12 protein-coding genes are annotated in these 22,514 nt (G+C 43.6%); 4 read left to right on the top strand and 8 right to left on the bottom strand.

The features are described 5' to 3' along the window. Nucleotide 1: 1 nt before the first annotated feature. The 7 genes from AC1DU2_RS23755 to proB all read right to left on the bottom strand — a co-directional run bounded on the left by AC1DU2_RS23755 (nucleotide 2) and on the right by proB (nucleotide 14,522). On the bottom strand, nucleotides 2-5,593 hold the full coding sequence (locus tag AC1DU2_RS23755) for an alpha-2-macroglobulin family protein (RefSeq protein ID WP_477387398.1): 5,592 nt from the start codon (nucleotides 5,591-5,593) through the stop codon (nucleotides 2-4). 265 nt (nucleotides 5,594-5,858) lie between these two features. Further along, on the bottom strand, nucleotides 5,859-6,263 hold the full coding sequence (locus tag AC1DU2_RS23750) for a hypothetical protein (protein WP_274213291.1): 405 nt from the start codon (nucleotides 6,261-6,263) through the stop codon (nucleotides 5,859-5,861). A gap of 193 nt (nucleotides 6,264-6,456) precedes the next feature. Further along, the gene (gene topA, locus AC1DU2_RS23745) at nucleotides 6,457-8,850 is read right to left on the bottom strand and encodes a type I DNA topoisomerase (RefSeq protein WP_477387396.1); all 2,394 of its coding nucleotides are present in this window, start codon (nucleotides 8,848-8,850) and stop codon (nucleotides 6,457-6,459) included. Nucleotides 8,851-9,076: 226 nt separating this feature from the next. Next, nucleotides 9,077-10,165 carry a tRNA 2-thiouridine(34) synthase MnmA gene (gene mnmA, locus AC1DU2_RS23740; protein WP_477387394.1) on the bottom strand — a complete coding sequence of 363 codons (1,089 nt, stop codon included), beginning with the start codon at nucleotides 10,163-10,165 and terminating at the stop codon, nucleotides 9,077-9,079. A 201-nt stretch (nucleotides 10,166-10,366) separates the two neighbouring features. Continuing rightward, the gene (locus tag AC1DU2_RS23735; RefSeq protein ID WP_477387392.1) at nucleotides 10,367-11,050 is read right to left on the bottom strand and encodes a TIGR02117 family protein; all 684 of its coding nucleotides are present in this window, start codon (nucleotides 11,048-11,050) and stop codon (nucleotides 10,367-10,369) included. A 1,142-nt stretch (nucleotides 11,051-12,192) separates the two neighbouring features. Beyond that, on the bottom strand, nucleotides 12,193-13,440 hold the full coding sequence (locus tag AC1DU2_RS23730) for a glutamate-5-semialdehyde dehydrogenase (protein ID WP_477387390.1): 1,248 nt from the start codon (nucleotides 13,438-13,440) through the stop codon (nucleotides 12,193-12,195). Between the two features lie 2 nt (nucleotides 13,441-13,442). Then, the gene (proB, locus tag AC1DU2_RS23725; protein ID WP_477367416.1) at nucleotides 13,443-14,522 is read right to left on the bottom strand and encodes a glutamate 5-kinase; all 1,080 of its coding nucleotides are present in this window, start codon (nucleotides 14,520-14,522) and stop codon (nucleotides 13,443-13,445) included. 307 nt (nucleotides 14,523-14,829) lie between these two features. Between proB and AC1DU2_RS23720 the strand changes: the two genes are divergently transcribed. Continuing rightward, nucleotides 14,830-17,772 carry a TonB-dependent receptor gene (locus AC1DU2_RS23720; protein WP_477387388.1) on the top strand — a complete coding sequence of 981 codons (2,943 nt, stop codon included), beginning with the start codon at nucleotides 14,830-14,832 and terminating at the stop codon, nucleotides 17,770-17,772. An 81-nt stretch (nucleotides 17,773-17,853) separates the two neighbouring features. On the opposite strand, the gene AC1DU2_RS23715 is transcribed toward AC1DU2_RS23720, so the two are convergent. Beyond that, nucleotides 17,854-18,267 (bottom strand): Ohr family peroxiredoxin, encoded by a 414-nt coding sequence (locus AC1DU2_RS23715; protein ID WP_477367424.1) that lies wholly within the window; start codon nucleotides 18,265-18,267, stop codon nucleotides 17,854-17,856. A gap of 214 nt (nucleotides 18,268-18,481) precedes the next feature. On the opposite strand from AC1DU2_RS23715, the gene AC1DU2_RS23710 reads away from it, so the two are divergent. From AC1DU2_RS23710 to AC1DU2_RS23700, 3 genes are all read left to right on the top strand, one after another. Next, complete coding sequence (locus AC1DU2_RS23710) at nucleotides 18,482-19,738, top strand: putative DNA modification/repair radical SAM protein (RefSeq protein ID WP_477387386.1); 1,257 nt, start codon at nucleotides 18,482-18,484, stop codon at nucleotides 19,736-19,738. 2 nt (nucleotides 19,739-19,740) lie between these two features. Then, nucleotides 19,741-20,499, top strand: coding sequence for a TIGR03915 family putative DNA repair protein (locus tag AC1DU2_RS23705; protein ID WP_477387384.1), 759 nt, complete (start codon nucleotides 19,741-19,743; stop codon nucleotides 20,497-20,499). A gap of 654 nt (nucleotides 20,500-21,153) precedes the next feature. Next, on the top strand, nucleotides 21,154-22,497 hold the full coding sequence (locus AC1DU2_RS23700; RefSeq protein ID WP_477387382.1) for a PhoH family protein: 1,344 nt from the start codon (nucleotides 21,154-21,156) through the stop codon (nucleotides 22,495-22,497). Nucleotides 22,498-22,514: the final 17 nt, after the last annotated feature.

The following is a 22,514-nucleotide window of genomic DNA, read 5'->3' as shown; positions in this document are numbered from 1 at the left end:
TCTACTTCGTTACATCAACCCACTGCCCTTTGATTAAACTGTTTATCGAGCTGTTATACATCGCCTCGGAATAAACGGCAGGCAGGTAATAGTGCCCAGCATAAGCGGCATTCAGCATTACGTAGTAAGTAACCTCGCGGCCCTCCGGCAGGCTGAAATAAGTATTCACCCGGTCATCACGGATATCGCGGTAATCGGATGGGGATGATTTAAAGGCCTCATCGTTGTTCATCATCCGGCTGTTCAAAATTTCCCAGCCCGAAGGGAAGATCTGGGTTAGCGCTAAATTATCATACCGGCCGCGTTTGCCCGGATTTTTGATGTTTACCTGGGCCACAAAATCGGTACCCTGCCTTAATGATGATGGGTCTATCTGTTTACCGGATAAAGTAAAGTATCCTACGCGCATTTGCAACACCCTTGGGTCGATAAAGGTTTTTACATCAAGGCCCGATGATGGCTGTCCTTTTTGTATCAACCTTGCATACAACCTGTTGCCGCCGTTGTTTTTAAGGCTTACTTTGCCGCCACCCGCAGCTAAAACGTTTTGCCAGATATACGATTGCGAGTTAACCGCGCCACCCTGGAAGCTGAATGTCATTTTACCTGACGATTTGTTTTGCCCGCAATATTGCGCGATAGCTATGAGCGAATAGGCTGTTGTTTGGGTACTATACCAGTCATCCTGGGATAGCTTTGCAGCTACCGTTCTTAACTGTGCCGCGGCGCGGGCCTGCTGACCCAATAAAGTCAGCGTCTCCAGTATCATGGCCTCATCTCTTAAGTCGGACCCATAGGTGCCAAACATGGTGTAATAAGGCTTAATAACGGTTGGTAAGCCCGCAATCATCCGTGAACCTATCTCGGGCTGCCCCGCCAGCTTGTAGGCTGCCGCAAGCCGCCATTTAGCTTCAATGCTGATGTATTTAAACTCGCGCAGGCGATTCATGGCACCCAACTCGGGCGAACGGGCCAGGGCCAGCAGATACAGGCGGTAGGCCTGGTTCAGGTCGTCGCCGTAAAAACTGCGGCTATCCGGCGACCAGCTCAATGCCTTCTGTTTCTGGAATTTTTTCCATTGTTCCATAAAGCCCAGAGGCATACTATAGCCTTTGGCCTGCGCAGCCAGCATAAAGTGCCCCGCGTAATTGGTTCCCCATTCATCAACGCTACCGCCATCGGGCCAGTAGCTTAAGCCGCCACCAGGAACCTGGAAGCCGTTTAGCCTTGCTATGGTAGCCTTAATATTACGTTCAGATTCGGATTTTTGCCTTGGCGAAAGGTCGAGCAGCTGGCCTAAATACAGTTGCGGGAATGCAGCCGAGGTGGTTTGCTCTACGCAGCCATGAGGATAATCAATCAGGTAATCCAAACGTTTGCCCAAATTAAGGGGTGGGATGGATGCTATCTCCAGCGTATTTTTATTGGTGCCGCTGATGCCTACGGCCTGGTAAGCTATGTTCCAGGCTTCACCGGCTGCAAGCTCTTTCTCCAATATGCGGGTAACCGGCGGGTTAGGGTTGCGTACGTTTAGTTCAACGTCATAGGCCGCTGTTTCTGAACCGCTTTTGGCAATTACTTTCACCTTGCCTATTCCCACAAAATCCTTAACGTTTAAATCGAAGGTTACCATCTGATCGCCGGTTTTGGCGAAGGTGAGGGTTTGGGTATTATTACCTTCCAGGTTACTGAAGGCGTTGCTTTGTACCGATACCGTAACTGTTTTAATGTTGGGCTCCATTGCGAAAACAGTAACCGGCAATTGCACCTTTTCTGATGGCCCCAATACACGCGGCAGCGTAGCCAATATCATCAATGGCTTTTTAACAACAACGGCCTTTTCGGCTATACCATAAGCACCATCGTGCCCTGCAACAACCATGGCTTTAACCGAGCCTACGTATTGCGGCAATTTAAAGCCCGTAGTTTGCTTTTCTCCCGCCCCGAGGTGGAACGGCCCCATGAATTTCACAACGGGCTTAAACCGGTTTACAGACACGTTCCTGTTATTGCCCAGGCTACCATCGCCACCTATGCTTAGTATCCGGTTAAGGCCGCCGCCATAGGCTCCAATTACATAATCAAACAAGTCCCAGGTTTTAACACCCAGCGCTTCCTTGGCATAAAATGTATTATGCGGATCGGGGAGTTTGTAACTTGTAATATCCAGCAGGCCTTCATCAACAATAGCAATGGTGTAGGTCATCTCCTTGCCGGTAGCTTCTGATACGGTAATGGCCGATTGGGTTTCGGGCCTGATCTTATCGGGCATCGCGATCACCGGTTTTAATATGGTGGCCGGGTTGTTAACGATAAGCGGTATCACCCCGTACATGCGGATAGGCAAATCATTTACGGTTTGCGAATGGTGCTGCAGCATGGTAACATTTACAAAAACATTGGGCGCCATATCCGGCTCAACTGTAAAGCTGTATTGGGTTTGGCCCTTTTTAGTATCAATCCAGGTGGTTTTTAAAATCTTGCTGCCATTTTCAAAGCTGATCAATGCCCGGCCATCTGCCGCGGTAGGGATGGTTAATGTAGCCTGTTCGCCAACGTTATAGGCTTGCTTATCTGATGTAAACGAAAGCATGGCTGCTTCGGTAGGGTTGCTTTGCTGTAACCTTTCCGACCAGTTTGGCCAGTCTACATAAATAATTTTACCGGTGCTATGGCCTGTCTGTTCATCTTTTACCTTAATCAGGTACCGGCCCCAGTCGGCTTTTGGTACACGTAGCGTCCATTTGCCACGGCCATTTGTCAACTGAATACTTTGGGTTTTAATCAGCTTGTTGTATTTACCCTGGGTAAAGTTGGTCATTTCATTGCCGGTTTCGTCCCACCACCAGCGCCATTGTATTTTATACAATTCCAGCTGCACGTTGCGGGTACCGGCAAGGGCGTTGCCGTTTACATCTACATCGGCAATATCAATCTGTTGGTCTTTATCGGTAACCAGCATTCCGGATAAAGCACTGCCTTCGGGTGTTTTAATACCTACATAACCGGGGTAAACGTTGTATGGCAAGCTAACCTGCTGAACGCTGAAGTTGCCTCCCGGTTCAAACACCTTTACCAAAAAATTGGCCCTCAGCTGCCCAGGGGCTTGTTTTTCAATATTGATATTGGCATCCACATCGGCATTCCCCTCTGCGCTCAGCTTGCCATCAAAAACAGTTTGCGTTTGCATGTTAAAGGCCAGCGTAGGATCGTCAAAAACATAATCCTTATAATTTTTAAACGTGGTTGTTTGTGCCGATAAAAAGGCATCAACCTTGGCCTTTAAATTTTGCGCCGCCCCGCCAAACAGCCAGCGGGCAGTTAGTTTGCCGTTGGCATTATTGCCCTTGGTTAATTCTTCGGCGCCGCCAAAGGTTAAGCCCAACTTTAAGCGGTTAGGCATAATGGTTTCAACCTTTATTTTCTTTTCAAAAGTAGCCCCGCCAACTTTTACAGTAGCCGTCCAGTTACCGGTAGGCGACGAGGTTTCGGTAGCGGTATGGAAGCTGTAAAAGCCATCAACAGATTTGGTGTTTGTAATCCGTTTATACAATTTATCGTTGGGATCCTTTAGCTCAAACTCTACCGGGTGGTCGGCTGGCAGGGTTTTTAGCTTATCTTCCAGTATAAAGGTCATGAATATGCTGTCGCCCGGCCGCCAAACGCCACGCTCGCCATAAATAAAGCCTTTCAGCCCGCTTTGTACTTCGTCGCCGCCAACGTTAAAACGGGTAAGTGGAAGCGTATTGCCATCATCAAGTTTTAAATAGCCACGCTGGTTTCCTTTTTTGGCCACCAGCAAATAAGGCTTGCGCTTTAAGTCGAAACTTGCCAGGCCATCGCTGCCCGAGGTGGTTTTTAGCAACACTTGCTTTTGGTAATCCAGCAACTGCAGTTCAACACCCTGCATCGGACTGGCATTCATAATATCGGTAACCGCAATAAGCATATTATTGTTATTGCCCCGTTTTGCAATCAGCCCTATGTTTGATGCAATGATGTTACGGGTTGCCCAGCGGGTTTTGGTGTAGTAGGATGGGGTGCAGGCATTATCCTTCTCCTGCCAGTTAAAACCTTCCGGATAATAACTATCGTATCTCGACCAAAAATCGTTATCCTCGTCGTTCACCTTGCCGGCATTATCGCTATAGCTGTAATCACCACCGCTATATTCGTCATCATCGCTGCCGCTTTTTTTAGCTGCGCCTGCTATACTGCAATTGTATAAGGAATATTCCTGCCTGAAACCGATGATAACCCGGTAAATTGCTCCCGGTTCGGTGCGAATCATCTGATCAAGATCGAGCATGAAACGGTTTTTCTTATTCAGGTTAAGTCCTTTATCGTTATCAAGCCTGATGGTTTTTTGTAAAATAGGCTTGCCTACCTGGCGCAATTCCTGGTTGCCGTTAAAATCATTGTTTTGAAAATATTGAGGAACATTACTCTCATATATTTTAATTACCGATACATCAACCGCTTTAAGGTTAACGGCCTCAAAAGGCATCATCAGCTTGCCCGAATCGGGGAGGATAACTCCCTTGCCCGGAATAGTTACGCCGGGCAGCCTATTCTCAAAAAACACGTTGGCCGTGTAGGTTTTGGTGATTTTTTTATGCGATATGTTTTCTACCCCTTCATTTACAAATACACTGTAATCGCCTTCAAGCCTTTCTGGAGCGTAAATTTTTACGGTACTGCCCTCGATGGCGTAGGCCGGATCGGTTACATTGTTAATGCCAATAAGGCCTGCCAACTCCTGCCCAACCATAATCGCATCTGAAAATTGCACCAGCACATATTGGTCATTATCCTGTACGGCACGAACGTTCAGCACTTTGAAGTCACCTATAGCAGGTACATCAAAATGCTGCTCGCCTTTTTTATCAACGTTGATACTGCTGCCGTCCCAATTAACAGTTAGCGCAGCAACTTCGCCCTTTTGCCGCTTTAAACCAGTTATTCTGAAGGTGTGGGTTTTTGCGGCTGTATTGTGCTCCCAGCTGATCTTCACCGGTAGCATATAGTTTACAATAATTACTTTTTCAATAAGGGCAGGATCCTCGGTATCGGCCGTTTGTACCGATCCTTCCATCTTCATCTCATCTGTAGATGTGCTGGTAGCGGTTTGCAGTCCGTTAAAAGCAACGTTAAAGTCGGGCTTAACCACCTGAAAGTTAAATTTAAACCTGTTAAACCTGGAAGGCACGTCAATCAGTTTGCCCAGTTTAAATTCGACATTGTAGGTTTTATCAGGATCGAGTTTTTTATCCGGCCGGAATTCAATGGTGCGCGAATCTGTCCAGTAAGCCTTGCCTTTTACCGACGGCGAAAAATCAAACAGATTGTTATCAACCTCTTCGTTTTGTTGATGGGTAATTTGCACTGTACTGGCAAGGCGAATGGTAATGGGGCTTGCTTTGGAAATTACCCCGGTTGTGTACGACTCGATGTACTTGCTAAAGGCAGGGTCGACCACATTTTTCTTTTGGCCATTAACAATAAGATAGGCAATAATAAGCAGCACTGCGAGCGCGGTACCGAATGTAATTAGGCTTTTACGTTTGCGGAACCTGGTATATCCGTTCTCCATGGAATAGGTTTATTTATTCCATGAATGTATAAAATTTATAACAACAAATAATTAATTGAGAAATATTTATGTGGTGCGTGGTTGATTGGGTTGATTGGGTGAATGGTTGATTAGGTTAAGTGGTTAATTAGGTTGATTGGGGTTGATTGAGTAGTTTAAAGGAGAGAAAAAAAGCATTTAATTCAACTTAATTTATGACTAACTCAATCAACTTAATCCAACCTAATCAACTTAATCCAACCTAATCAACCACTCACTTTGATAACTACAATATCATAACACCAGGCTTATTCAGTACCGGAAGTTTGATAAAATTCATCTCTACGATGCTCTCAGGCAGGAAAATGAACTTTTTATCGTAAATGTTACCGCCGATGTAATAGCTTAGCCAATACTCATTATTCAGGCCGAAAGTTTGCTCGTCAATGGGTTCGATAAGCTTGTAGCCTTTGCTGTCAACCACCGGGATCATGTGGCGTAAAACAGAGGTTTTTACTTGCTCGCCATTTTTTTCGCCGTACCCCTTAGAGGTGATCAGCACATTCTCGATAGGCTCATTTTTAAGGTTGATGAGGTACACGTACCAAATTTTGCTCTCCACACTTTCGCGCTCCAACGCTACCGCTATGGCAATATCTTTAACGTTATTTTCGGGGAGGTCTTTAATCATTGCATTCTTTAGTGAGTGGTTGATTGGGTTGATTAAGTGAGTGGTTTGTTAGTTGGTGAGTGGTTGATTGAGTTGATTAGGTGAGTGGTTTGTTTTCAATAAATAACATTTACTTCAACCACTTACTTAATCAATATTTTCCAAACAATTGTTTCAATCCAACTACTCACCAAATCAACCATTCGCCAATAACCTATTTCTTCTTAGCCGGCGCTTTTTTCTTGGCTGGGGCTTTTTTGGCTGCGGGTTTTGCAGCTGCTACCGTTTTACCAAAGCGGCCTTTTTTGGTGTCCTTAGGCATGGCATCAGCCAGGGCCTTGCACTCTTCATAAGTTAAGGTCAAAGGATCTTTATCCTTGGGTATCTTAACGTTAAGTTTGCCAAATTCAATATATGGCCCCCAGCGGCCGTTTAATACTTTTACTTCGGGGTCTTCGTCAAACGCTTTAATCAGTCTCTCGGCATCTTTTTTACGTTTGGCTTCTATAAGTTCTATCGCCTGGTCTACCGTTACATCCAAGGGGTCAATATCCTTAGGTAACGATACAAATGCGCTGTTATGGCTAATGTATGGGCCGAAACGACCGATAGCCACTTTCATTACCTTACCTTCATATTCGCCAACAACTTTGGGCAGCTTAAATAATTCAAGGGCCTCATCAATAGTAATGGTTTCAATGCTTTGGCCGGTTCTTAAACTGGCGTATAACGGCTTTTCTTCGTTCTCCTCGGTTGCACTTTCGCCAACCTGTACAAAGGGGCCGTAGCGGCCAATACGTACAGATATTTTTTTACCATTTTCAGGGTGCACACCCAATTCACGTTCACCGGTTGCTTTATCGGCTGTTTCAATAGTGCTTTGCACACCTTTATGGAAAGGGTTATAAAAATCGTGCAGCATGGCTGTCCAGTCTTTTAAACCCTGGGCTATCTCGTCAAATTGTTTTTCAACGCTGGCGGTAAAGTTAAAATCTACAATTTCTTTAAAGTATTGTACCAAAAAGTCGTTTACAACTGCGCCAATATCGGTAGGGAATAACTTGCCGCGCTCGGCGCCGGTATTCTCCGTTTTTTGTTCTTTAACAATCTGGCCATCTTTCAGGACCATCAGCCTAAAATTGCGCACTTTACCTTCGCGCTCTTCTTTAACCACGTAACCGCGGTTTTGGATGGTAGAGATGGTAGGGGCGTAGGTAGATGGGCGGCCGATACCCAACTCCTCTAACTTTTTCACCAGGCTGGCCTCAGTATACCTTGCCGGCGGACGCGAGAAGCGTTCTGTTGCCGACATTTCCTGCAGCGCCAAACGCTGGCCACGGGTTAAAGGTGGCAACATTGCGTTTTCGCCATCCTGTTGCGGCTCATCCTCATCATCGCTTGATTCAAGGTAAACCTTCAGGAAACCATCAAACTTCATCACCTCGCCATTGGCTGTTAAATCCTCTTTACGGGTTGATATACTGATCTTTGCGGTGGTTTTCTCAAACTGCGCTTCACTCATTTGTGAGGCTATAGCCCGTTTCCAGATCAGTTCATACAGGCGTTTCTCGTTCGATTCGCCTGTTATAGTATGATTGTTGAAATAGGTTGGCCTGATAGCTTCGTGAGCTTCCTGCGCACTTGCGTTTTTGGTTTTATATTTTCTTAGCTGATGGTATTTTTCGCCATAAGCTGATACGATTTCACTTTGAGCAGCATTTAACGCGGTATCTGATAAATTTACCGAGTCGGTACGCATGTAGGTAATATACCCGGCCTCGTACAAACGTTGTGCTACCTGCATGGTGCGTGCTACCGAGTAGCCCAGTTTCCTGCTGGCTTCCTGCTGTAAGGTGGATGTGGTAAAAGGTGCAGCCGGTGAGCGTTTGGCTGGTTTGGTTTCCAGCGAGCGTACGTCAAAATCGGCACCGATACAATCCTGTAAAAATTTCTCTGCATCTTCAGGCTTGGCATAACGTTCGGCCAGTTCGGCTTTAAAAGCATCTTTACCCTTACCAAATATGGCTACTATTTTAAAAGCAGCTTCGGCAGTAAATTTATTTACTTCGCGTTCCCTGTCAACAATCAGCCGCACTGCTACTGATTGTACACGGCCTGCAGAAAGCGATGGCTTAACCTTTTTCCACAAAACAGGCGAGAGTTCAAAACCCACCAGCCTGTCTAATACACGGCGTGCCTGCTGTGCATTTACCAAATTGTAGTCAATTTTACGTGGCGTATCAATTGCCTTTAAAATGGCTGGTTTGGTTATTTCGTGAAAAACGATGCGTTTGGTGGTAGCATCTTTCAATCCTAAAGTATCAAATAAGTGCCATGATATGGCTTCTCCCTCGCGGTCCTCATCCGATGCCAGCCAAACCATCTCTGCTTCTTTAGCTAATTTCTTCAATTCGCTTACTACCTGCTTTTTATCGGCAGGTACCTCATATTTTTGAGCGAAGTTGTTACCTATATCTATCGCATCTTCAGACTTTACCAAATCGCGGATATGCCCGTAGCTCGACTTCACAATAAAGTCTTTCCCAAGGTAACCCTCGATGGTTTTGGCTTTCGCCGGAGATTCAACTATCAGTAAATTTTTGGCCATTTAAGCAGTTATTTTTTGCAAATAAAACATAAAGAAAGCGAAACGCCAATTAGTTTTGCTAAAAACGTTGGAATATTAGCTGTGAAGATTGTACGAATGCCTCAATTTTGAAAAGATGTAGTAATGTTTCAAGAGCGTTTTTAAAGGCTGTTTTTTTGATGTTTTACCCTGTTATGTATCCCGTTAGATACCCCTGGTTTTACACTATTTGCCGCTCAAAATGAAACTACATTAAAAATCCGCCGCCCAAAAGGTCGTTGCCTTCATAAAAAACTGCCGATTGCCCGGGTGCGATACCAGATACATTATGGTGAAAATCAACCTTCATATGCTCTCCCATTTGTACAATGCTGCTGGTGGTACCAGCATCTTTATAACGTATTTTGGTAATGGCTTCGATAGGCTCGGTAATGCTGGCGTATTTTACCAGGTTTAGGTTTTTAACCCAGGCCTGTTTGCGTTCCAATTCATCGGCAGTACCTAATACTACGGTATTGGTGTTAGGATCGATACTGGTTACAAACATAGGTTGCCCCAGCGCAATGCCTAATCCTTTACGCTGGCCGATGGTATAAAAGGGATATCCCTGGTGCTTGCCCACTATGGTGCCGTTTGCAAGCACAAAGTTGCCGCCGGCAACACGTTCTTCCAAATTTTCGACCTTATGCCTTAAAAACGATCTGTAGTCATTATCAGGCACAAAGCAAATCTCGTAGCTTTCACTTTTACCGGCAAGTTCAATTTGACCCATATCCATAGCCATTTGCCTGATCTCGGGTTTAGAAAAACTGCCTAAGGGGAACTTGGTGCGCGCCAGGTTTTTTTGAGAAACTCCCCAAAGCACGTACGACTGATCTTTATTTTCGTCTTTACCTTTTGATATCACGTAACGGCCATTATCCTGTAAACGGATATTGGCGTAGTGCCCTGTAGCTATAAATTCGCAATCCAGTTTATCGGCGCGTTTTAATAAAGCTTCCCATTTAATGTGGGTATTGCACAACACACATGGGTTGGGGGTACGGCCGGCCAGGTACTCGTCAACAAAGTTATCAATTACAAAATCGCCAAACTCATTGCGGATATCCAGGATATAATGCGGGAAGCCATAGCCAACGGCCAAAGCACGGGCATCATTAATGCTATCAAGGCTGCAGCAGCCTGTTTCTTTCGAGCTTCCGCCCGATGAGGCATAGTCCCAGGTTTTCATGGTGAGCCCGATAACTTCATAGCCCTGCTCATGCAGCATAACTGCTGCTACCGAACTATCAACGCCACCGCTCATTGCCACTAAGATCCTGCCATGCTTACTCATAATGGGCGCAAAGATACGCTTTTGTGTTTTATGTTGATATAGCGGTTAGGTCAGGGTATAGTAAATTGTTGCGAGTAGTCCGAAAGTCGGGGAAGTCGGAAAATCCGAAAGTTAAGATGGATGTAGGCTATATGTAGGCTATTGATTTTTCACAATGAGACTTTCCGACTTCCCGGACTTTCGGACTTTCCGACTTCCGGATTAACGATAATGATAAAATATCCCCCTGTCAAACGGTGTCCACATGCAGGCGGTTTGGCCGCAGGCTTTTAAGGCGTTGTTGGCCCATGTGTTGCAGGTGTAAAACATGTTGTATTTGCGGTTGGCTTCGTAAAAAGCGTCGCTGGTGCCGTAGTTGGCATTTGTTTTTATGTTGATGACATTGCCGGCGCTGTTTCGTTTAAAGCTCCCGTTAACAAAAGCTATTAGCCTTTTATACTGCTCATTGCTGATCATGATCTTTTTGCAATTGTTATTCTCCGGCATTGCATGATAGTAGGTAGCGTGAATGGCCGATTTGCTTAAAGCAAAGGCAGCCTTAAACGCCGTACTAAACTTTAATTGCGACCAGGTAGGGGTGTTGAGGTAAAAACCCTTATCGCCCCAGCCCACCGCCAGGTATTTTGCTGTGGTATCGCGGCCCGTTGTGTTTTGATACGGCATCTCCCTGCTCCAATCTGTTACCTGGCTTTTTACCGGAACCACAATGTCGGTGTGATCGCCATTGGTAAGAATGTATATGGCCACGTCGGCCGAAGTGCCGGATTCTTTTTTAACAGTCCATATCGAAAGTAAAAAAGCCGCCAACAGGAAAAGGGCGACAAATGCTACAATGCCCAATACGGTTCTTAAAATTATCTTCAGGATGTTTTTTATAATTATCATAATTGGCGATTGAGGTTGGGTTTGGTTTGGTGTTAATACAATAAAAGGCACAAGGTAACCTTATGTTAACATTTATTCAGTTTTCCGAATCGTTATTGTGCAATCAAAGTGCCCGATTTGCTATTGCAATATTTATAATTATCCTTTTATTCTTATTAATTGTTGGTTAATTTATTTTGATAATAAGGAATTTATATATTTTATATAAAGTGTAAATATAGATAGGTATAAGGGATGTATTTTTAACGTGAAAGTTACTCTCAACATAAAAGCCCGTTGAATAAACAACAGGCTTTTGCTTTTTTGGTTAATGTGGGCGTATTAGCCGAAACTCGTCGGGCCAATTTAAAGTTACCCTTTTTTGTTAAGCCATTGCTTAATACGCGAATTAAGCAGTATACCTGCAATAGTACAGGCCACTAAAAGATATACGATCATGATGTGCTTTGGCATTTTGGTTTGGTTTATAATCTGCAATAAATGTAACGGGAATGATACATTTATTGCAAGTGTTTATGAAAATAAATATCTAACCAATTGAGAAAAAAAGTCAGATAACAGTAGGATGGAGACTCCCAATAATATGGGGTGTTTTATTCTACTCATGTAGTGTTTATTAATATAAAATTTACGTTTATATTAAATGGTTGAAATAAACGCGAAAAAAAAATTTTTTATAGCTGAAAATCGCGTTTTTAACATGGTGTCACACTAACACAATTTTAATGTTAAAACACATTTGTTGCTATTTTTTTAAAGATTAAATGTGCGGTTGACGATTCTAAAAGTTTTATAACTATTTATTAAAATAAACGTAAAAATGAAAATACCTATTGTAACATTCGGATTACAATATAAATTTGCTTTACCCTAATTAATTTAAAATGATAAGCCAATTAACGTTAGAACAAAAGCTTCAAGGAGTGATCTTGATGATCATTTGCTTTATTGCCGTAGCGAACTATTTGATTAAGTGAGTGCCGACAGCAGAGAAGAGAAAAAATTAAGGTGCCTTCTTGAGGGCGCCTTTTTTTGTGGAATAAACTTTTTCGATTATTTCTTTTAATCATAAACCTGCGCGATAACGGCGTGCATGGTCACTGTTATTAACGGTTTAGGCGCACATTTGGATAAATGATATTTTAAGGATTCCTGGTTTGCCCGTTGCCTTTAACAATCCATTTGTAACTGGTGAGCTCTTCAAGCGCCATAGGGCCCCGTGCATGAAGTTTTTGTGTACTTATGCCAATCTCGGCACCTAAACCAAATTGCGCGCCGTCTGTGAAGGCTGTGGATGCGTTGGCATAAACTGCTGCAGCATCAACATCATTTAAAAAAGTGGCAATGTTTTCGGCGTCTTCAGATATAATAGCCTCGCTGTGTTTAGAACTATTAACGGCAATATATTCAAGTGCCGCTTCAAAGCTGTCAACCGTTTTGATAGCCATCTTCATCGATAAAAATTCGGTTCCAAAATGCTCGGGCTGTGCTTTATGCAATAAAGCGCCGGGATAAGTGGTTTTTAACTCTTCGTAAGCCCGTTCATCAGCAAATAACTCAACTTCTTTCTCTCCAAGAATATGACTTAACCTGGGCAGGTCACTTAGCCTTTCAATATGAATAATGAGGCAATCAAGTGCGTTGCATACGCTTACCCTGCGGGTTTTGGCATTGGCAATAATCTCGGCACCTTTTTCCAGGTCGCCGGTTAAGTCAAAGTAAGTATGAACAATACCGGCCCCGGTTTCAATAACCGGTACTTTACTGTTATCCCTCACAAAATCAATAAGCGATTGGCTGCCCCGCGGTATCAGCACATCAACATACCCAATGGCATTTAATAAAGCGGCCGTGGCCTCGCGTTCTGCAGGTAAAAGGGTTGCAACATGGGTATCTATGTGATGCTCGTTTAATACTTTATGAATTACACCGATAATAGCCCGGTTAGAATGGTCGGCATCGCTGCCGCCTTTTAAAATACTGATATTGCCTGTTTTAAAGCAAAGGGCAAATACATCAAAAGTAACATTAGGCCTGGCTTCATAAATTACACCAATAACACCTAATGGTACGCGCACCTTTGAAATAGACAGGCCATTGGGCATCTGCGCTTCTGAAAGTTGCCTGCCTAACGGGCTATCCAGGCCCGCAACACTGATCATATCGGCGGCGATGCCTTCTATGCGGGCAGCTGTCAGTTTCAGGCGGTCGTATTTAGGATCTTTCGGATCCATCAGGTCAAGGTCTTTCTGATTTTCGGCCAGTATAAGGTCTGTTTGGGCAACAGCTTCGGCAGCCACGTCCAATAAAACCTGGTTAATAAGAGCAGGGGCGAGGGTAGGCTTGCGGCCTGCAGCCCGGGCATCATCAAAATATTTATTATAACTCATTGTTAACCTTGTAAGTAAAGATAATCGTAATGCACCAAAGGCTTTTGGTTTTTTTGCCCGATGCGCTCTTTAGCCTTGTCCGATCCGTATTCGGCAATACCCAGGCCTATCAGCTTTTGGCTTTCATCCATCAGCTTAATTATATCGCCTTTTTTAAAGTCGGTTAATACCTCAGCTATTCCAACGGGTAACAAGCTTGTAGCTTTGTTGGATACAAGTGCAGCTTTAGCGCCAGCGTTAACCAACACGGCCCCCGTGGCCGATTTTTCGGAATGGGCTAACCATTTCTTTTTGCCAGAAGCTGTTTTATTGGGAATAAACCGGGTATGGGTAACTCTATTCTCCAATACATCTGTCAGGATATTATCCCGCTTGCCATTGGCGATGTGCACAGCGATACCCAATTGCGCCGTTTTTTGCGACATGGTTGATTTGGTGATCATCCCCCCACGTCCAAACTGCGATTTTCCTGATGAAACAAACGCTGCAAAATCAACTACCGAGCCAGCGACCTCTTCAATTACAGCCGAGCCCGGCGCTTTAGGGTCGCCATTATAAATGCCATCAACATTGGTTAAAACAATTAATGCCTGTGCATTTAGCATAGATGCAATTAATCCGGCCAGTTCATCGTTATCGGTAAACATCAGTTCGGTAACCGATACCACATCGTTTTCGTTAACTACCGGTATCACCTGGTGTTGCAGCAGCAGATCAAGGCAGTTTTTCATGTTTAAATAATGCATTCTGTCCCTGAAATCCTCTTTGGTAACCAGTACCTGCGAGCAAAGGATATCAAAACGTTCAAACAGCTGCGAATAAGTATTGATAAGCTTTACCTGCCCGATAGAGGCTAAAAGCTGCCTTGCCGCAATGGCATCGTATTTTTCGGATATGGTGATCAAGCTTCGGCCCGAAGCAACCGCGCCGGATGATACCAGGATCACTTCTTTTCCTTGCTTTTTAATAGCGGCTATCTGGCCAACCAAATGTTCGATACGCTGCAGGTCGGGCAGGCCGTTTTCCTGGGTAAAAACATTGGAGCCGATTTTGATGATGATGCGCTGATAATTGAAAGACATTATGAACTAGTACGTGTTGAGCCGCCAATATTACAAAATTGAGAGGGAAGAGGGCGGGATTATTTGAAAATAAATCCACTAAAATGGTAGATATTCTCGAAAAATATGAATTGAGTCTTGACACCGACAAAAAAATTTCTATTTTTGTCGACTAATCCAATAGACTATGTATAATATTTACACTCTTATTACTTCGGCTCATTCAAAAACGCAGTTAAATGTCATGTGTTGCTGTTGATAGTTACAATACTCATGCTATCTACATCCTTAAAACACAAACAGATATTTAATTATACCAATCCTTTTCATGAAAACAATCATAAATTCGTTTAGGCTTATAGCACTTTTTGTACTTTTTGTCCCGGCGATAAGCCATGCTCAACTTAATGGCTCTTACATTATTAGCGGTTTTGTAAAAGACGACCACGGCCAACCGTTAGTAGGTACTACTGTGAGCATAAAAGGCACTACCAACAGCACAGCATCCGATAGTACCGGCAAATTCTCATTAACCACCAGCGCAAAATTACCCTATACCCTGGTTTTCACCGCAGTGGGTTTCCAGCCACAAGAATTTTTCATTAAAAACGCCAACAGTGCCCTGAACATCCAGCTTAGCAGCCAATCGTTACTGATTAACGAGGTGGTGGTAACGGCGTCGCGTAAAGAAGAGAAGCTTTTACGTTCGCCGGTTGCTATCGAAAAACTGAGTATTAACGCGCTTAAGCAATCGCCTGGCCCAAGCTTTTACGATGCTTTGGAAAACGTAAAGGGCGTACAGATGACTACCACCAGTTTAACCCTTAAAGTGCCAAACACACGTGGTTTCAATAGCCCAAATAACTTTAGGTTTATGCAACTGGTTGATGGCGTTGATATGCAATCGGCAACTTTAGGTGTACCACTGGGCAACGCTATTGGCCCAACCGAGCTGGATATTGCCAGTATAGAAATTACCCCGGGTGCGGCAGCGGCCCTTTATGGCACAAACGCCATTAACGGTTTATCAAACTTAATAACCAAAGATCCTTTTAAATACCAGGGCTTAAGCGTTTATCACCGCGAAGGTGTGAACCACGTAGGCAACGACAGGTTAGGTGCAAGCGCACTTAACGAAACCGCGTTGCGCTATGCAAAAGCATTCAATGATAAGTTTGCCGTTAAAGTAAACTTTAGCTATATGCAAGGTAAAGACTGGCAGTCTGATACCCGTAAAGATCAAAATCCGTACAACTTGAAAACCGCAAATCCCGGCTTTCCACCTTTAACAGGTACCAGCAATGCTGCTTATGACGGCTGGAACAAATATGGAGATGATGCTCTTGCCGGAAGTAATACCGTTGTTGTAAAAGGCCTTACGGTAGATGGTAAAGCAATGCCTGGGCTTACTGTTGCCCGCACAGGATACAACGAAGTTGATTTGGTTGATCCGAAAGTTACCAACCTGAAACTGGATGGTACATTATCATATAAATTAACGCCTAACACTATTCTATCTTACACCTACCGTTACGGCAGGCTCGACGGTGTGTTTCAGCGTGGTAACAAAATATCGTTACAGGGAGCAACAGTTCAAAACCATAAAGTTGAATTAAAAGGGAAAGAGTTTTTGGTTCGCGCTTATGAATCGATAGAAAATACCGGTAACTCATTCAACGTAAAACCGCTGGCAGATAACCTGGATTTGAACCACGCCAGTAACTCGGCCTGGGGTACTACCTTTAAAAACGCATTAAACGCCTACGGATCTGCAAACGGAGGCCTAACATCTGCAAACCTGGCCGCCGCCGAGCAGGCCGCAAGAGCTGCAGCAGATAAGGGCAGGGTAGAACCCGGCACACCCGAATTTGACGCTTTAAGAAAAACCATTATCGGCATCAATAACTGGGATATTAAATCAAGCCTGATACCAAACGCGCCTGTAACCGGTGGTGCGGCACTGGTGCAAAAAAGCCATATGTATAATGCGGAAGCCCAATGGGATTTAACAAACCGCGTTAAGGTGGTTGATCTGTTGGTTGGCGGTGATGTGCGCGTTTATGCCATTACCCCGGATGGTAACAACTTTGTTGATTTTAGCCGCCCTATTGCCGATAGGAACACGCCTTTGGCCGACGGTAGCTTTGGTAAAGATGTGATTTACAAAAAATACGGTGCATTTACACAAGTAACCAAAACGTTCTTCGACGAAAAGCTGAAATTATTCGGATCGGTTAGATGGGATTATAACCCTTATTTCGACCCTAAATTTACACCTCGTTTAGCAGCAGTGTATACCCTGAATGAGAACCATAATTTCAGGTTCACGTTCCAGAATGGTTACCGCTTCCCTTCATTATTTGAAGCGTTGTCATATGTAAACAACGGCCGTGTTAAACGTGTAGGCAGTTTGCCATTTATTAACGATGGTTTAGGTTATTTGGGCAATAGTTATACGCAAACTTCGGTAGCTAATTTTAACTCGGTTGTTAATGCCGGCGGCGGTACCGACCAGGTTGCCCTAGCCAACCGGAACCTGTTGAAAGTGGCCGATTTGCCACCTGCACGCCCGGAGCAGATTACTTCATATGAAGTAGGCTACAAAGGAATTGTATTAGATAATAAAGTGTTTATTGATATTGATGCCTACACCAACCGTTACGACGGATTTTTGGGCCAGGTTCAGGTATTTGTACCCAATGGCACCACCGTAGGTACAGACGCTTCTGTATTAGCTATGCTTGATGTAAACCGCGACCCAACTACCGGTACCTCAAGCAATGCTGCCAGCCAGGGGCAAAGCAGGTACCGCGTTTACACCAATGCTAAAAACATTTACCATAACTATGGTTCATCGGCAGGTATCAGCTATAACTTCTATAAAAGATATACCTTATCGGGTAACGTGAGCTTTAATAAACTGAAAGCTCAAACCACATCTGATATTTTTGTTACCGGTTTCAATACACCGGAATGGTCAGGCAACGTATCGTTCGGTAACCGCGAAGTGGCCAAAAATGTAGGCTTTAACATCGTTTACAAATGGCAGGAATCATTCCTGTGGGAAAGCCCGCTGGTAACAGGCAAGGTGCCTGCAATTGGCACATTTGATGCCCAGGTTACTTATCGTGTTCCGGCTTACTATGCTACATTTAAAGTTGGCGCAACGGATATTTTTAACAAACGTTATTATCAGTACGCAGGCGGCCCAACTATCGGAGGCTTATATTATGTATCGGTTACGCTTGATGGATTGCTTGCCGGTAAATAAGCAACAATTTTTAATATAATAAGCAAAAAGCGGATGAGGGCAACCCCATCCGCTTTTTGCTTTAAAACATGTTCGCAAAAATCAATCGGCTATCACCTTTACTTCAATATTACCCCTTGTTGCTTTGGAGTACGGGCAACCCTTATGTGCAGCATCAGCCAGTTTTTGGGCCACATCCCAGTCAATGCCCGGAATATGGACATGAAGCTCGGCAGATAGCGCGTATGATGATGCACCTTCCTTATTAAAGGTTATATGCACATCAACCGTAGCCTGTGTAACGTTAACGCCATCCCTGATACCTACCGAACCAAGCGCGCCCAGGTAACAAGCACCCCATGCACCGGCAAACAATAGTTCGGGGTTGGGATAACCATCTTCGCCTCCCATAGCCGCGGGAGCTTTTAGCTCCATATCGATTACGCCGTCTTCAGATTTTATATGGCCGTCGCGGCCGCCTTTTGCTGTTACTACAGCGGTATATACTTTTTCCATGATTCAAAACTCTTTTTAGAACCAACGGAGAACAGGTTGTTATGTTTGGAGAAAATGAGATTTGTCTGAACCTGGACTTGGCAGATTTATTAAATTTCTCGGATTTTTTAAAAAAACTTGCCGGTAAAATCTCTGTAATCCGCTTTATCCAGGTTCAGAAAATAAATTCCAAATTAATTCAAATTGCTAAATTTATTAGTATTTTTGAATTGATATGAATGTAGAAAGGATAACAGAGAAGTTGAATATTTTGGCTGATGCCGCTAAATATGATGTGTCATGCGCCTCAAGCGGCAGTAAGCGTAAAAATGAAAACAAAGGACTTGGCAATGCCAGCAACGGTATTTGCCATAGTTATACAGAGGATGGGCGATGTGTTTCCTTACTTAAAATACTGCTTACCAATCACTGCATTTTTGACTGCGCGTATTGCGTATCACGCAAAAACAACGATATCAAACGGGCAGCATTTACGGTTCAGGAAGTTGTTGACCTTACTATTAATTTTTACCGGCGAAATTATATCGAGGGCCTGTTTTTAAGTTCGGGTATTTTTAAAGATGCTGATTATACCATGGAACGTTTGGTGAGGGTAGCTAAAAAGCTTCGCACCGAATGTAATTTTAACGGGTACATACACTTAAAATCCATCCCCGGCGCAAGTGACGAGCTGATGCGCGAAGCTGGTTTGTATGCCGATAGATTGAGTGTAAACCTGGAAATGCCTACAGAAGCCGGGCTAAAATTATTAGCTCCCGAAAAAAACAGGCAGGATATGATAAATCCAATGAACTTCCTGAAAAATGAAATCATCCTGCGGACCGAAGAAAAGAAGCTTTTTAAAAAAGCGCCCCTGTTTGCGCCAGCCGGGCAAAGTACCCAGGTAATTATCGGCGCCACCCCCGAAAGTGATCAACAGGTGTTGCAATCGGCCAGTTATTTTTATAAAAATTTCCACCTGAAGCGTGTTTATTATTCGGGTTATGTGCCTGTTTTGGCCGATAAGCGTTTACCAGCCCTGAATACATCGGTACCAATGGTACGCGAGAACCGCCTTTACCAGGCCGACTGGCTAATGCGTTTTTACGGTTTTCATGTTAATGAAATAGTAACCACTCAAAATCCCTTGCTCGATCTGGATATCGACCCCAAATTGAGTTGGGCTATCCGTAATATGCAGGCTTTTCCTATCGATATTAATAAAGCTGATGTGCAAATGATTTTACGTGTGCCGGGTATCGGCTTACTATCTGCGCAGAAAATAGTAAGCGCGCGCAAGTTTGCTAAATTAAGCTGGGAGCAGTTAAAAAAGATAGGGGTAGCCCTTAACCGAGCCCGTTACTTTATTATTTGTAAAAGTAATGAGTTTGAACGCCGGGACTTAACCGGTAACAACATCAAACAATTTATCCTGGCCGAATCGCAAAGCAAATACATCAAAAACACGCAAACCCAACTTAACCTGTTTTGACGATGTATACACTTGTTTACGATGGAACATTTGAAGGTTTGCTTACCGCCGTATTTGAGATATACGACCGCAAACTGTTTCACGTAAAACTGATAAAAGGGGAGTGGCACAGCAGTGCCATGTTTGAAGAAGTGTTACAGGTAATAACAGACGAGCGCCGTGCCAACAGGGTGCTGAAGGGGCTAAGAAAAAAACTCTCGGCCGCGGGTATTCAACGCCTGTACATTGCCCATATGGCCGAAATGGAAAATGAAGAGGGTGCCATTGTTGGCTTTATCCGGTATGTTTTTGATACTGATGTAAACGTTGAAGAAGATTACGGCAATAAATACGTGATGCGCCTATCAGAGATTTTGAAGATGGTAAGGCGGGAAAAGCATAGGATGGAAGCGTTTATCCGTTTCCGGAAACTTAAGGACGAAATTTATTATGCTGCCGTTGAGCCGGACTTTAATGTACTTCCCTTACTTATCAGGCATTTTAAAAACCGGTATACCGATCAAAAATGGATCATTTATGATATTAAACGCAGGTACGGCATTCATTATGATCTACATGATACCCAGTATATGACGCTTGATTTTTCGGAAGTTAATAAACCTACCGATGTAGTAACTGTTTTTACCCAAGATGAGCAGGTTTACCAGCAACTTTGGAAGAGCTATTTTACCAGCGTAAATATTGTAGCCAGGAAGAATACAAAGCTCCATTTAAGACATATTCCAAAAAGATATTGGCGGCATTTAACTGAAAAAATTTAGCGTTTTGATGATTTTACGCTTTTTACAAATGTGGCAAAAAGGCCTTTTCGCCTATTTTTGTTGATAAGGTTTATGTTGATAACCTGAAGGCTAAATCGGATTTAATTACTTAAATTATTATTAATAAGCTATTTATAATGATTTTGTTATTAACAATGTTTGTTAATAACGTGTATATAACAAATTTATTTTTTGCTTGACAAAGGTGCCTTTTAGTCCTTATATTGTAATCATCAAGAACGACGTACTTTGACAGCCTTTCAGGAAAACAAAAATTGAATCGGGCGAATCTTCGGAGGAGCTAAAGATCAAAAGAAGTTCACTGAGTCACATGAAAAAATGAAAATTACGAAAGTCTTTGAAAAAAGATTGTGATTAAAGTAGGTACCAGGAACGATGCGGAGCTTTACGGAGAGCCAAAACAGAACTGGGGATATTGCGGTAGTGGGTAGTTCGCGAGAACGACAGACGAAGGCATATCGGTTAAGGATACACAAAACTTGATGCCACTGGGAAACTACGGTTGAACAGGGGTTTGGAAACGGGAGTTCAAATCGCAAGAGGAGGCTCCCGTTTTCGCTTTTATAAGGTTTTTTTATGTTCAGAATGTTTTTTCGTTTTGAACAAAGGTTAAAAAACCTAATTTAGTGGGATATGAATAAGGACGGCCAGCGTAACCAGAAGAAGATATTCGTTTTAGATACCTCCGTGATCCTGTATGATCACAACGCCTTTCAAAATTTCCAGGAGCATGATGTTGCCATACCCATACAGGTATTGGAAGAGCTGGATAATAAAAAGAACGGCAACGATACCCGAAACTTTGAGGCCCGGAGTTTCATCCGCCTGATGGATGACCTGTCGAAAAACAACCTGGTAAACGATTGGATTCCGCTAAACGGGAAAAGTAAAGGCAGTTTTAAAGTTGCCATGGATGTGAAAACCACGGCTGCCGATGCGGAAGAAGTTTTTGGATCGGACAAAATAGACCATCGCATATTGAACGTTGCCTTAGGTCTACAGGAAGAATACCCCGCAAAAAAAGTGGTGCTGGTATCAAAAGATATCTGCCTCAGGCTTAAAGCCAAATCGCTTAACCTGCATGCTGAAGACTACGAAACCGGTAAAATAAAAAACCTTGCCGAGCTGTACACCGGCAAAACGGATGTAGATAAGGTTACCGAAAAACTAATTTCCCAGTTCAACAAGCAGGAAAACCTGCCCGCCGAAAGCCTAAGTGTACCACAGTATACCAACAATCACTTTTATATATTAAAAGGAAAAAAAAGCGATGTATCTGGTTTTTATAATGCAGCAACGCAACAACTGGAAAAAGTTACTGAGCAACCTGTATTTAATATATCGCCCCGCAACATTGAGCAGGCTTTTGCTATACATGCTTTGCTACATCCCGATATTAAACTGGTAACTATACAGGGTAATGCAGGCACCGGCAAAACCTTGCTGGCGCTGGCCAGTGCACTGGAGCAGCGTAAATATTACCGCCAAATTTTTGTTACCCGCCCTATAGTACCGCTAAGCAATAAAGATATTGGTTTTTTACCGGGAGATATCAAATCCAAGATTGACCCTTACATGGCCCCCATTTGGGACAACCTTAAATTCATCAAAGATCAGTTTGCCGACGACGATAAAATGCAGGCTAAAATAGATGAGTTGGTAAGCAACGATAAAATATCCATTGCGCCGTTGGCTTTTATCCGCGGCCGTACGCTAAGTAAAATCTTCTTTATTGTCGACGAAGCCCAAAACCTTACCCCGCACGAGGTAAAAACCATCATATCCCGCGCAGGCGAAAACAGCAAGTTTGTTTTTACAGGCGATATTTACCAGATTGATACACCTTACCTTGATGCCGAGAGTAATGGCTTATCGTATCTGATTGATAAAGCTAAAGGGCACCCGCTTTACGCGCACATCACCTTGCAAAAAGGGGAGCGGAGCGAATTGGCGAATTTGGCCACAGAGTTGCTATAAACACAATTTCGGGATTT

This window comes from Mucilaginibacter sp. P4_C11 (assembly GCF_056402115.1).
Note: the sequence above shows the minus strand (reverse complement) of the source record. Positions and strands in the feature narration are given on the sequence as shown.